Source organism: Streptomyces mayteni (genome assembly GCF_054783955.1).
Map to the genome: position 1 here is coordinate 1 of NZ_BAAGPR010000169.1, position 11888 is coordinate 11888.

The 11888-nt window shown below is 74.5% G+C and carries 13 protein-coding genes; 5 read left to right on the plus strand and 8 right to left on the minus strand.

Annotated elements, in window-relative coordinates:
* Positions 1-276: 276 nt before the first annotated feature.
* Complete coding sequence (locus ACYVPE_RS37390; RefSeq protein WP_461038294.1) at positions 277-1122, minus strand: PHP domain-containing protein; 846 nt, start codon at positions 1120-1122, stop codon at positions 277-279.
* A 22-nt stretch (positions 1123-1144) separates the two neighbouring features.
* Positions 1145-1603 carry a MarR family winged helix-turn-helix transcriptional regulator gene (locus ACYVPE_RS37395; RefSeq protein ID WP_461038295.1) on the minus strand — a complete coding sequence of 153 codons (459 nt, stop codon included), beginning with the start codon at positions 1601-1603 and terminating at the stop codon, positions 1145-1147.
* Positions 1604-1747: 144 nt separating this feature from the next.
* Here ACYVPE_RS37395 and ACYVPE_RS37400 point away from each other — a divergent pair, with 144 nt between their 5' ends.
* Positions 1748-2971 carry an MFS transporter gene (locus ACYVPE_RS37400; protein WP_461038296.1) on the plus strand — a complete coding sequence of 408 codons (1224 nt, stop codon included), beginning with the start codon at positions 1748-1750 and terminating at the stop codon, positions 2969-2971.
* Here ACYVPE_RS37400 and ACYVPE_RS37405 read toward each other — a convergent pair.
* The 6 genes from ACYVPE_RS37405 to ACYVPE_RS37430 all read right to left on the minus strand — a co-directional run bounded on the left by ACYVPE_RS37405 (position 2961) and on the right by ACYVPE_RS37430 (position 6768).
* Positions 2961-3599, minus strand: a complete 639-nt coding sequence (locus ACYVPE_RS37405; RefSeq protein ID WP_461038297.1) for a DUF6758 family protein — start codon at positions 3597-3599, stop codon at positions 2961-2963. The genes ACYVPE_RS37400 and ACYVPE_RS37405 overlap by 11 nt on opposite strands.
* A gap of 44 nt (positions 3600-3643) precedes the next feature.
* Positions 3644-4240: a suppressor of fused domain protein gene (locus tag ACYVPE_RS37410; RefSeq protein ID WP_461038298.1), complete on the minus strand. Its 597-nt coding sequence runs from the start codon at positions 4238-4240 to the stop codon at positions 3644-3646.
* Positions 4237-5223, minus strand: coding sequence for a DMT family transporter (locus tag ACYVPE_RS37415; protein WP_461038299.1), 987 nt, complete (start codon positions 5221-5223; stop codon positions 4237-4239). Before ACYVPE_RS37415 ends, ACYVPE_RS37410 begins: the two co-directional genes overlap by 4 nt.
* 88 nt (positions 5224-5311) lie before the next feature.
* Entirely contained in the window at positions 5312-5539 is a 228-nt protein-coding gene (locus tag ACYVPE_RS37420; RefSeq protein WP_461038300.1) for a DUF3107 domain-containing protein, read from the minus strand.
* 127 nt (positions 5540-5666) lie between these two features.
* Entirely contained in the window at positions 5667-6293 is a 627-nt protein-coding gene (locus ACYVPE_RS37425; RefSeq protein ID WP_461038301.1) for a TetR/AcrR family transcriptional regulator, read from the minus strand.
* Positions 6294-6525: 232 nt separating this feature from the next.
* The gene (locus ACYVPE_RS37430) at positions 6526-6768 is read right to left on the minus strand and encodes a hypothetical protein (protein WP_461038302.1); all 243 of its coding nucleotides are present in this window, start codon (positions 6766-6768) and stop codon (positions 6526-6528) included.
* Positions 6769-6915: 147 nt separating this feature from the next.
* Here ACYVPE_RS37430 and ACYVPE_RS37435 point away from each other — a divergent pair, with 147 nt between their 5' ends.
* The 4 genes from ACYVPE_RS37435 (at position 6916) to moeZ (ending at position 11700) form a co-directional block, all read left to right on the plus strand.
* Positions 6916-7905 carry an alpha/beta fold hydrolase gene (locus ACYVPE_RS37435; RefSeq protein WP_461038303.1) on the plus strand — a complete coding sequence of 330 codons (990 nt, stop codon included), beginning with the start codon at positions 6916-6918 and terminating at the stop codon, positions 7903-7905.
* 136 nt (positions 7906-8041) lie between these two features.
* On the plus strand, positions 8042-9112 hold the full coding sequence (locus tag ACYVPE_RS37440; protein WP_461038304.1) for a DUF3152 domain-containing protein: 1071 nt from the start codon (positions 8042-8044) through the stop codon (positions 9110-9112).
* A gap of 337 nt (positions 9113-9449) precedes the next feature.
* Positions 9450-10400: an NAD-dependent epimerase/dehydratase family protein gene (locus ACYVPE_RS37445; RefSeq protein ID WP_461038305.1), complete on the plus strand. Its 951-nt coding sequence runs from the start codon at positions 9450-9452 to the stop codon at positions 10398-10400.
* A 121-nt stretch (positions 10401-10521) separates the two neighbouring features.
* Positions 10522-11700, plus strand: coding sequence for an adenylyltransferase/sulfurtransferase MoeZ (gene moeZ / locus ACYVPE_RS37450; RefSeq protein WP_461038306.1), 1179 nt, complete (start codon positions 10522-10524; stop codon positions 11698-11700).
* The last annotated feature ends 188 nt before the right edge of the window (positions 11701-11888 follow it).

Here is an 11888-nt window from a genome sequence, read left to right on the forward strand (position 1 = left end):
GGTCGGTGCGGGCCGTGGAGCACGGCCGGCGCGGCGCGCCGCGCCGCGCGGAGCGCGTGAGGCTCGGGCGGGCGCGGCCCGCCGCGCCCCTACCGCGCGGAGCACGAAAGGGCGGGTGGGTGGGGAAGAGTCGCGCGCAGCGCGGGAGCGCCCTGGGGGCTGGCAGGCCGGGTAGGGGCGGGCGGGTGGGTGGGGGAGAGCCGCGCGCAGCGCCGGTGCGTGCAGGGGGGCCGGCAGGTTGGGGGCGGGTGGGTGGGTGGGTGGGGGAACACCCCGTCACGGCGAGCGGCGCGGACCCGCGCCCGTCGCCCGCGCCACGATCGCCTCGTACGCCTCGGGCGACGTCGTGTGCTCGCCGAGCCGGCACGGCTTTCGTTCGCCGTGGTAGTCGCTCGACCCGGTGGTGAGGAGCGACAGGTCCGTGGCCAGGGAGTGCAGCCGCACGCGGGTGTCGAGGTCGTGGTCCATGTGGTCGACCTCGACGCCGTCGAGGCCGGCCGCCGCCAGGCGTGCGATGGCGTCGTCCGAGACGACGCGGCCGCGGCTGGCGGCCAGCGGGTGGGCGAAGACGGCGACGCCGCCGGCCGCGTGGATCAGGCGGATCGCCTCGACGGCGTCGAGCTCGTGCTTGCCGACGTAGCCCCGGCCGCCGTCGCCGATCCACTCGGCGGTGAACGCGGCGGAGACGTCCTCGACGACCCCGGCCTCGACCATGGCCGCCGCGATGTGCGGGCGGCCGACCGTGCCCTCGGCGAGTTCCCTGACCCGTTCCCAGGTGATCGGGACGCCCAGGTCGCGCAGCCTGGCCACCATGCCCTGGGCCCGTGGCACCCGGTCGTCGCGCAGCAGGTCGCGTTCCCTGGCGAAGGCCGGCTCCTCGGGGTCGAAGAGGTAGCCGAGCATGTGCAGGCTGATGCCGTCCAGCTGGCAGGAGATCTCCGCGCCGGTCACCAGCGTCAGCCCGGGCGGCAGCGCGGCCGCCGCCGCGGCGTGGCCGGCGACGGTGTCGTGGTCGGTGAGCGCCACCACGTCGAGCCCGGCGGCCCCCGCCTCGTGGACCAGCTTCGCGGGGGAGTCCGTGCCGTCCGAGGCCGTCGAGTGGGCGTGCAGATCGATGCGCATCCGACCAGGGTAGGGGGCTCGGTCAGGCGGTCGGGGCGGGCGCCTCGAGGGTGCGGACGGCGGCCACCAGCGGGGCGAGCCCGGGGCGGGCCTCGGCGAGGTCGAGCGCCTCGCGCAGGGCCGTCTCGTTGGTGGGGCGGGCCTCGGCCAGCAGCCCGCGGCCGGCGTCGGTGACGTCCGTGTAGATGCCGCGGCGGTCGGTCGGGCAGAGGTAGCGGGTGAGCAGGCCGCGGTCCTCGAGGCGGTTGACCAGCCGGGTGGTGGCGCTCGGGCTCAGGACGACGGCGTCGGCCAGCTCCGTCATCCGGAAGTGGCCGCCCTCGCCCTCGTGCTGCCGGCTGAGCACGTCGAGCACGGAGTACTCGCGCACGCTGAGCCCGTGAGCGGCCTGGAGGGCGCGTTCGATGTGGGCCTCGATGCGGTCGTGCAGCGCGGACAGGGCGCACCATCCCTGGGCCAGGCCCGGTTCGGGACGCGACATCGCGGTTCCTCCCCGTCGTCGTGTGGTCGAGCCCCAGCGTACCCCGGATACCCGCTCTCCGAAATTGTCGGCGCTTGCAAGTATCCGCGTGTGCAATTAATGTCTGAGCGGGTAATCGGCTTTGACAACGAGAAGGGTCCGCTCATGCCCATCGCGCTCCTGGCACTGGCCATCGGGGCTTTCGGGATCGGCACCACCGAGTTCGTGGTGACGGGACTGCTGCCCGAGTTCGAGGCCGAGTTCGGCGTCTCCACGCCCGTCGCCGGCTTCACCGCGTCCGGCTACGCGCTCGGCGTCGTGATCGGCGCGCCGCTGATGGCGATCCTCGGCGGCCGGACGGCGCGCAAGCGGCTGCTGATGGTGATGATGGCGCTGTTCACGGTCGGCAACGCGCTCTCCGCCGTGGCCCCGGAGTTCTGGGTGCTGCTGGCCGGCCGGGTGGTCTCCTCGCTGGCGCACGGCGCGTTCTTCGGCGTCGGCTCCGTGGTGGCGGCCCAGCTGGTGGGGCCGGCCAGGCGGGCCAGCGCCATCGCGCTGATGTTCACCGGGTTGACCGTCGCCAACGTGGTCGGCGTGCCGGCCGGCACCCTGCTCGGGCAACAGGTCGACTGGCGGCTGACGTTCGCGGTCGTCGCCGGGATCGGCGTGCTGGCGCTGGCCGGCATCGCCGCCCTGGTGCCGGCCGGCGCCGGGGACGCGCCGGCGGCCGGCCGGGCGGTGGGCGGCGGCCTGCGGCGCGAGTTGGCCGCGTTCCGCGAGCCCCAGGTGCTGCTGGCCATGGCGATGACCGTGCTGGGCTTCGGCGGCGTGTTCGCGGCGATCACCTACATCGCGCCGATGATGACGGACGCCGCCGGCTACGCCGAGTCCAGCGTGACCTGGCTGCTCGCGCTGTTCGGCGTGGGCCTGGTGGTCGGCAACCTGGTCGGCGGCCGGTACGCGGACCGGGCGCTGATGCCGCTGCTCTACGTGTCGCTGACCGCGCTGGCCTTGACGCTCGCGCTGTTCACCCTCACCGCCGGCGACAAGGTCGCCGCGGCCGTGACGCTGCCGCTGATCGGCGCCTTCGGCTTCGCCACCGTGCCGCCGTTGCAGAAGCGGATCCTGGACAACGCGGCCGACGCCCCGACCCTCGCCTCCGCGGTCAACATCGGCGCGTTCAACCTGGGCAACGCGCTGGCCGCCTGGCTCGGTGGCCTGGTCCTGTCGGCCGGCGGCGGTCCCACCACGCCCAACCTGGTGGGCGCCGCGATGGCCGCCGGCGCGCTGGTGCTCGCCGTCCTCGGGGCCACCCTCGAACGCCGCCGGCGCCACGCCGTGCCGGAACCCGCGGCCGGCCGTCGTGCGACGGCCGGGGCTACGACATGATGCGGGGCGAGAGCGCGCCGCAGGGCACGAGTTCGAGTTCGGAGCCGGCGTCCCGCAGGTCGGTCAGCACCATCTCGTCGTACATCAGGATCCCGGCCTGCTCGGGCCAGATCACCGCCCACAGCCAGAGGCCCATCGCCTCGCCGGCGAAGACCGCGCGGTCCTCGGGGGCGTCCGCGACCTGCCAGAGCGGGGTGGGCCGGCCGGCGGCCAGGACCTTGATCTGCGGCGGGGCGTCCACCCGGAGCCGGGGCCCCGGATCGGGGCCGGCGACGCCTGCGTAGCGGGCGCCGAGGCCGACGCCCAGCTCCTCGGCGATCAGCAGCATCTCGCCAGGGCCGCCCAGCGGGCCGGGTCCTGAGCAGGCCACCGCCGTGGCGCGGCCGCCGGAGCGGTCGTCGCCGGCGCAGGCCACCCCGGTGAACAGCCAGCCGACCGGCAGCGGCCAGGGCATCCAGACCGGGACCCGGGTGCGGTTCACCACGACCGTGAGGGCGTTGACGCTCGGCGGCACGACGGGTTGTACGGGCTGCACGGCGCCGTGCTCCGCGCAGCGCCAGGAGTCGGCGAAGAGGCCCGGGGCCCGGACCCGCCCGCCACACTTCGGGCAACTGGGTTCGCCCCTCATAGGGAACAACAGTCCCGCCGCGCCGGCCCATCCGTCAAGGCGGGTTACCCCGTCGGTGGCGCGCCGGCGCGGCGCGGGTCGAGGAGGTCGACGCCGAGCTCCCGCCAGCGTTCGAGGAGAGCCGACGCCCCCCTGGCCCGTTTCCAGGCGGCCTCGTTGGGTGTCATCGGCAGCACTGGCAGGAAGTGGACAGGATCGCGTGGCGCGGGCAGCGTCAACTCGGGCACGGTGCCGTCCGGCTCGCCGAGCAGCACCGAGGTGAAGGGGGCGCCGGGCCACAGCGGCCGGCCGAGGTCGAGCGAGCCGCCTGGGGCGGCGACCAGGCCCTCCACCTGCGGGCTCGCGGCCACCGTGGCCAGCGCCCGCGGCACCCCGTCGACCGCCGGGTCGCCGGCCCGCACGGTGAGCAGCAGCTCGGCGCGCGGCCCGCGCTCCGGGGCGGCCAGCACGGCCGTGGGGTCGGCCATCGGGGCCGCCGACATGCCGAGCGTCGCGTAACGCACCAGGCCGCGGGCCGGGTCCTGGACGCGCAGCACCTCGATCCGCTCGGCGCCGAGGAACGTCACCGCGGCCCGGCCGTCCGGCTCCCCGAGGGCGGCCCGCAGCCGCTCCTCGACGGCGGCCAGCACGTCGGCGCTCACCGGCGCTCCCCACGGATCACCAGGGCCAGGCCGGCCAGGATCACGGCCAGCGCCGGATACGCGGCGACCGGCGGCAGCTGGCCGAGGGCGAGGGCGGCGACCAGCACCGCGCCCGGCGTCTCGAGCAGCAGCGAGGTGGCGGTGACCGAGGGGCCGAGGCCCCGCACCACTCGGTTGAGCAGCGAGTGGCCGAGCAGTTGGGCGACGACGGTGATGGCGAGCAGCTCGAGCCAGGTCTCGCCCGGGTAGCCGCCGAGCGCGGCGCCGGCGAGCAGGCAGACGGGCAGCAGCAGCGCGGTGGCCGCGCCATAGCAGAGCAGGGTGTACGACGTGGTGCTCGTGGTGCGCCGCACCTCGGCGCCGAGCAGCACGTACACGGCGCCCGCGATGCCGCCGCCGAGCGCCATGGGGGCACCCCCAGCGTTAGCTGGGGGAGTGTCGCCGAGCAGGGCGTCCGTGGAGACGGCGAGGTCGACGCCGGTCAGCAGGACCACGCCGGCGAACGCCACGGCCGAGCCGAGCCAGACGGCGGCCGGCCGCCGGTGGCCGAGGAGCCGCAGCGCCAGGACCGTCCACAGCGGGGTGGTCGTGACCAGGGCTACCGAGGAGGCGACCGAGGTGAGCCGCAGGCTGGGCAGCCAGAGCGCGAAGTGCGCGGCGAGCGCGGCGCCAGCGGCGAGCGAGAGGAGCAGGGTGCGGCGGTCGACGCCGGCCAGCTCGGCCCGGAGCGCGGGCCGCCTGAGCAGCGCCGGGAGGAGGCCGGCGACGGCGAGCGCGTTGCGCCAGAAGGCGATGGCCAGGGCCGGGGCCGCGGTGGCGGCGGTCAGCGGGCCTGAGACCGAGACGGCGACGACGGCCACCGAGAGCAGCAGCCAGTCGTTGGAGACGAGGCCGAAGCCGCGGTCGAGGCGGGGGAGCGTGCCGCCGGCGGCGACGGCCGCCGGCGCGCCGGCCGGGGTGGCGCGGACGCGTGGGCTGGTCACCTCGGTCCTCCCCTTCGCGCGGCGGCCGGGGCCGGCCGCGGCTCTCCGCGTCTCCTACGGCCCGCGCCGGCCCCGTGGCCCCGGGCGCTCAGAGAGCGCCGAAGCCCACCCGGCGGGCGGCCGACTCGCCGATCTCCACGTAGGCGATCCGGCTCGCCGGCACCAGCACCTTGCGGCCACGCTCGTCGACCAGCGACAGCAGCTTGTTCTCGGCGGCCAGAGCCTCGGCGACGGCCCGCTCCACCTCCTCGGCAGACTGCCCGCTCTCGAGAACGATCTCGCGCGGCGTGTGCTGAACGCCGATCTTGATCTCCACGGTTGTCCCTCCGGTGATCCGTTAGCTCGTCACAGATTATCCGCGCCCGGCGGCGGGCCGGACGCGGCCGGCCACGCCGAGAGCGAACACCGTGTCAGAGCGGGGGTCGCGGGCGGTTCCGCCGTGGTCAGTTCTGCTTGGGGAAGCCGGCGATGCCCCGCCAGGCCAGGGAGGCGGTGAGGTTCTTCGCCGTCTCGCGCGGGATGCCGCGCCCCGAGCTGAGCCAGTGGCGGGCCGTGATCTGCGCCAGGCCGCACAGGCTGACGGCCAGCAGCATCGACTCGTCCTCCGGCAGCTCGGTGTCCTCCGAGATCAGCGGGCTGACCAGCTTCGCGCAGTCGAGCGAGACCTGGTCGACGCGCTCCCGCACCGACGGCTCGTTGGTCAGGTCGGACTCGAAGACCAGCCGGAACGCGCCGCCCTCGTGCTCCACGTAGGAGAAGTAGGCGTCCATGGTGGCGGCGATGCGCTGCTTGTTGTCCGGAGTGGAGGCCAGCGCCCGGCGCACGGCCTGCACCAGCGCCTCGCAGTGCTGGTCGAGCAGCGCCAGGTAGAGTTCGAGCTTCCCAGGGAAGTGCTGGTAGAGCACCGGCTTGCTGACCCCGGCGCGGACGGCGATGTCGTCCATCGCGGCCGCGTGGTAGCCCTGGGCGACGAAGACCTCCTGGGCGGCGCCCAGCAGCTGGTTGCGCCGGGCCCGGCGCGGCAGGCGGGTGCCGCGGGGCCGCGCCTCGGTCTGCTCTGTGGCTGTCACGCCGCCTCCCGGTGGTCGTGTGTCCCTGTCGTGCTGGTCATGCTGCTCGTGCCGGTCGCGCTCTTCGCTTCGCTCGTGCCGGTCGTGCCTCTCGGGCCGCTCACGGTGCGCTCCGCGCCCCGCGCCGGCCTCTTCCCCGTGCCGTTCCGTCGTCATCGTACGGTCGTGTGGTCGCGCAGCGTGCATCGTGAGGGCAGGATTTCACTCTGCGGACACTGCCCGGGCCCGCCGCTCAGCGCTCGTCCTCGCGGTAGTCGTCGTCGCCGGGATCGACCACCCTGGCCTGCTCGGCCGCGTCCGCCGGGTCGGCCTCGGGCTCACCACGCTCCGCGAGCGGCGTGTCACGCAGTCGCAGCAGGTCGAGGCGCTGCTCGGCGACGTCGCCCTCGGCGGCCTCGTCGTCGAGCTCCTCCTCGTACTCCGCAGACTCCTGGTACTCCTCGGGGAACTCCGGCTCTGTCGGTTCCTGCCGCATCGCTCACCACCTCCGGATCCTCGGTGGGCACCTCCCACCCTAGGCGCGCGCGGCGGGAGAGGCGAACCGGCGATGTGACGCCGGACACAGAACCGAGGTCCCATGGGTGCGTGTGTGCGAGCGTGACGGGCTCGTAATATTGCGCCCATGCCAACCACCGAAGAGTCGCGAGCTGAGGCGGAGCTCGCCTCGGCGGAAGGCTGGCCCGGGGTGCGGGACGGGGAGACGATGCGCTTCACCGACCTTCCCGGGATGACGCTCGCGGTGCGTCGCCGCGCCGCCGCCGTCGACCGCCTCGAACCCGCACTCCTCGTGCACGGACTCGGCGGCTCGTCACGCAACTGGTCAGCGCTGATGGAGGCGTTGGCCCCCGACGTCGAGTGCGAGGCGATCGACCTGCCGGGCTTCGGCGCCTCGCCGCCGCCCACCGGCGGCGACTACTCCGTCCCCGGCCACACGCGCGCCGTCATCCGCCTGTTGGACGCCGGGCGCCGCGGGCCCGTCCACCTGCTCGGCAACTCGCTCGGCGGCGCCATCGCCGTCCGGGTCGCCGCCCTCCGCCCCGACCTGGTCCGCACCCTCACCCTGATCGCGCCCGCGCTGCCCGAGCGGCTGCCGCGGCCCGGCGCCATCCCCACCGGCATGCTCGGCGTCCCAGGGGTGACCCGGCTGCTGCGCCTGGCGACCCGCGACCAGCCGCCGAGCCAGCGCGCCAGGGAGGTGCTGCGGCTCTGCTACGGGGACCCGGCGCGGATAACTCCCCAGGAGTTCAACGCGGCCGAGGCCGAGTTGGAGCGGCGGCAGCGGCTGCCCTACTTCTGGGAGTCGCTCGGGCGCACCACCCGCGGCCTGCTCAACGCCTACACGTTGGGCGGCCAGCACTCGCTGTGGCGGCAGGCCGAGCGGGTGTTGGCGCCGACGCTGCTGCTCTACGGCGGCCGCGACCGGCTGCTCGGGGTCGGCAGCACCCGGCGGGCCAGCCGGGCATTCGGGTGCTCACGGCTCGTCGTGCTGCCCGAAGCCGGCCACGTGGCCATGATGGAGTTCCCGGCCGTGGTGGCCGGCGCGTTCCGGGAGTTCCTCACCTGGACGCCCGCGTACGCCGGCCACGAAGGGGTGGCCGATGGACGCTCGTGACGCCGCCGAGCCCCGCGTGGGGCCCGAGGCCGGACCCCGGCAGGAGTACCTCGATGCCTTCGCCACCGCCGACGCCCCCCGAACCGGGGGGCACATTCCAGGGCAGCGGTCGGCGGCATCACGAGGAGGCGGGCGAGTGGGGTTGGCAACCGAGGCCGGGCAGGGGCACGGGACCGTCGGGCTCGACGAACCCGACCAGCACGACCGGGGTCACGGGGCCGACGGGCATGACGAGCCGCGGCAGGCGGAGCCGGCGCGGCGCTCGTCGTCCGGGCGCCATGGCAAGCCGCGGGAACGCCGGCGTGGGCTCGGGGATAGCCGGGTCGAGCGCCGCGGGGGCGGGGGCGGGGGCGGGGGCTGGGGCCGCACGCTGACCGGCGTCGCCGCCGCGGCCGTGGTGACGGTGCTGACCGTCGTCGTCGGGGGCAACATCACCGACCGGGGCGGCCAGGACCGGGCGGGCGCCGACGAGGGCGCGCCGGACGTCGGCGCGGGCGCCCCCGAGTCGGACACCGGCCGGGGCGGCGCCCAGGACGACGCGGCCGATCCGGACCGGGAGGGCCAGTCGCCCTCGGGCTCCGTCGAGGAGCCGCAGGCCGAGCCGACCTACGAAGAGCTGATGACCACCGCGTTCGAGCTCGACCCCGAGCTGACCGCGTCCGGCCAACTGGTGCCGGTGGGCGGCAGCGATCCGGCGGCCGACCCGACGGCGGTCGACCAACTGCGCTACCGGGTGGACGTGGAGGAGGGCATGGGCCTCGACGCCGAGTTCTTCGCCCAGGTCGTCCACCAGACCCTCAACGACCCGCGCAGCTGGGGCAACAACGGCGAGCGCTCGTTCGCCCGGGTGTCCGCCGGCGAGTACGACTTCGTGATCACGCTGGCCAGCCCGGGCACCGCCGCCGACTGGTGCGCACGCTCCGGCCTCGACATCACCCAGGACAACGTCTCCTGCGACTCCTCCAACACCGAGCGCGTGATCATCAACGCCTGGCGCTGGGCGCAGGGTTCCGAGACCTACGGCGACGACATCTCGGGCTACCGGCAGATGCTGATCAACCACGAGGTGGGACACCGCCTCGGCCTCGGCCACGCGGTCTGCCCGGCGGAGGGTGCGCTGGCCCCGGTGATGCTGCAGCAGACCAAGTATCTGACGACCAACGGCGTGACCTGCGTGCCCAACCCGTGGCCGAACCCGGAGCGCTGAACACCCCCGTCGTGACCGTGCCGTGCGTGCCGTGTCGTGCCGCCGGTGCGGTCTAACGACGTGACTCGCGGCGAAGTCACGAATCTTCACCCCTTCTGATGGTGCGGTGGACATCCGTCCGCCGTCGGGTGCACAAGTAGACATACCGTCTCTTCGTCATGGGAGCCATGGGAGAAGGGGATGCGCCGGTGCACGCCGCGTCGATCACTCAGCGTCGCCGGCCGAACGCGTGCGGTCTGCCCGCGCCGCGGGGGCCAGGCGGACCGTTTCAGCACCCGCGCCACCCCCGTCGTCCCCGTCCCGCCAAGATCTGTTCACACGCAAGGAGCACAGACCGATGAGAGTGCTGCTTCTCGGCGCGGGAGGGTACCTGGGCCGGTTCGTCGCCGACCGCCTGCTCGCCGATCCCGCCGTGCAGCTGACCGCACTGGGGCGCGGCGACGACGCGGACGTCCGCTTCGACCTGTCGACCGGCAGCCCGGGTGCCCTGACCCGGTTCCTGGACGCCGTGCACCCCGGGGTCGTGATCAACTGCGCGGGCGCCATCCGCGGCACCGCCAGCGAGCTGACCAGGCACAACACCGTCGCCACCGCCACCCTCTGCGAGTCGCTGCGGCGCAGCGGCTGCCGGGCGCGGCTGGTGCACATCGGCTGCGCCGCCGAGTACGGGCCATCCCAGACCGGCTCGTCCACCGCCGAGGACGCGGTCGCCCGCCCGGGCGGCCCCTACGGCGTCAGCAAGCTGGCCGCCACCGAGCTGGTGCTCGGCTCCGGGCTCGACGCGATCGTGCTGCGGGTGTTCTCGCCGACCGGCCCCGGCACCCCGGCGGGGTCGCCGCTCGGCCGGCTCGCCGACTCGCTGCGGCGCGCCATGCAGCACGGCGACAGCGAGCTCAAGCTGGGCGGACTCGCCGTCCAGCGGGACTTCGTCGACGTCCGCGACGTGGCGCGCGCCGTGCACGCGGCCACCCTCTCCGCGGCCCAGGGCGTGGTCAACATCGGCACCGGGCACGCCGTCCGGCTGCGCGAGGCGGCCGCGGCGCTGGCCAGGATCTCCGGCTACTCGGGCACCCTGCACGAGCTGGAGGGCCCGCCCCCGCCGCGCCAGTCGCCCGAGGGCGTCGGCGGCCACCACGCGCTGCCGGCGCCAGGGCCCTACCCCGACGGGTGCGGCAGCTGGCAGCAGGCCGACGTCCGCACCGCCAGGGACCGGCTCGGCTGGCGGGCCAGGATCAGCCTGGAGGAGTCCCTCGCCGACATCTGGATGGAGGCGGCCTGCCGGATGTGACCCGCCCGGGGCGGGGGTGCCCGGAGCGCGGCTGCCCGGACTGTGGAAGGGGCATCTCGGAATCAGCCGGGGCGTGGCAGTGTTGAGGGAACGACCGTGTCCCTAGAAGTACGGAGTCCCCGTGTCGCTGCCACCCCTGGTAGAGCCGGCCGCCGAGCTCACCGTCGACGAGGTCCGCAGGTACTCCCGCCACCTGATCATCCCCGACGTGGGGATGGCCGGGCAGAAGCGGCTGAAGAACGCCAAGGTGCTCGCCGTGGGCGCGGGCGGCCTGGGCTCGCCGGCGCTGATGTACCTGGCGGCGGCCGGGGTCGGCACCCTGGGCATCGTGGAGTTCGACGTCGTCGACGAGTCCAACCTCCAGCGGCAGATCATCCACAGCCAGGCCGATATCGGTAAGTCCAAGGCGCTGTCCGCCAAGGAGACGGTGCAGGGCATCAACCCCTACGTCCAGGTGAACATCCACGAGGAGCGGCTCGACTCGTCCAACGTGATGGAGCTGTTCGCCCAGTACGACCTGATCGTCGACGGCACGGACAACTTCGCCACCCGCTACCTGGTCAACGACGCCTGCGTGCTGCTGAACAAGCCGTACGTCTGGGGCTCCATCTACCGCTTCGACGGCCAGGCGTCCGTCTTCTGGTCCGAGCACGGCCCGTGCTACCGCTGCCTCTACCCCGAGCCGCCGCCGCCCGGCATGGTGCCGTCCTGCGCCGAGGGCGGGGTGCTCGGCGTGCTGTGCGCGTCGATCGGCTCGATCCAGGTGACCGAGGCCATCAAGGTGCTCACCGGCACCGGCGACGCGCTGGTCGGCAGGCTGATGATCTACGACGCCCTGGAGATGACCTACCGGCAGGTCAAGGTCCGCAAGGACCCCAACTGCGCGGTCTGCGGCGACAACCCGACGGTCACCGAGCTGATCGACTACGAGGCCTTCTGCGGCGTCGTCTCGGACGAGGCGCAGGCGGCGGCCAAGGACTCGACGATCACGCCGCGGCAGCTGAAGGAGTGGATCGACGCCGACGAGAAGATCGACATCATCGACGTGCGCGAGCCCAACGAGTACGAGATCGTCTCCATCCCCGGCGCGCGGCTCGTCCCCAAGAACGAGTTCCTGATGGGCGACGCGTTGAGCGACCTGCCGCAGGACCGGCGGATCGTGCTGCACTGCAAGACGGGCGTGCGGTCGGCCGAGGTGCTGGCCGTTCTGAAGAACGCGGGCTTCGCGGACGCGGTGCACGTGGGCGGCGGCGTGATCGGCTGGGTCAACCAGATCGAACCGGACAAGCCGGTCTACTGACGGCCGGGGGTTTTCCTCCCCTTCCCCCCACCCACCCGCCCCTTTCCGCGCGCTCCGCGCGGGTCGGCCCCGGGGCCCGCCCGGGCGGCTCCGCCGCCATCGGTCGGGCCCCGGGCGGGGGGCGGGCCGCCGCCCCGCGGCAGTGCCGCAGGGCGGCGCCTCGCGTGGCGGGACGGAGCCCCGAGGGG

What these genes read in the sequence shown, in the direction of transcription:
- ACYVPE_RS37390 (WP_461038294.1), bottom strand. Translation starts at nt 1,122, where the DNA reads ATGCGCATCGATCTGCACGCCCACTCGACGGCCTCGGACGGCACGGAC.
- ACYVPE_RS37395 (WP_461038295.1), bottom strand. Translation starts at nt 1,603, where the DNA reads ATGTCGCGTCCCGAACCGGGCCTGGCCCAGGGATGGTGCGCCCTGTCC.
- ACYVPE_RS37400 (WP_461038296.1), top strand. Translation starts at nt 1,748, where the DNA reads ATGCCCATCGCGCTCCTGGCACTGGCCATCGGGGCTTTCGGGATCGGC.
- ACYVPE_RS37405 (WP_461038297.1), bottom strand. Translation starts at nt 3,599, where the DNA reads ATGAGGGGCGAACCCAGTTGCCCGAAGTGTGGCGGGCGGGTCCGGGCC.
- ACYVPE_RS37430 (WP_461038302.1), bottom strand. Translation starts at nt 6,768, where the DNA reads ATGCGGCAGGAACCGACAGAGCCGGAGTTCCCCGAGGAGTACCAGGAG.
- ACYVPE_RS37435 (WP_461038303.1), top strand. Translation starts at nt 6,916, where the DNA reads ATGCCAACCACCGAAGAGTCGCGAGCTGAGGCGGAGCTCGCCTCGGCG.
- ACYVPE_RS37445 (WP_461038305.1), top strand. Translation starts at nt 9,450, where the DNA reads ATGAGAGTGCTGCTTCTCGGCGCGGGAGGGTACCTGGGCCGGTTCGTC.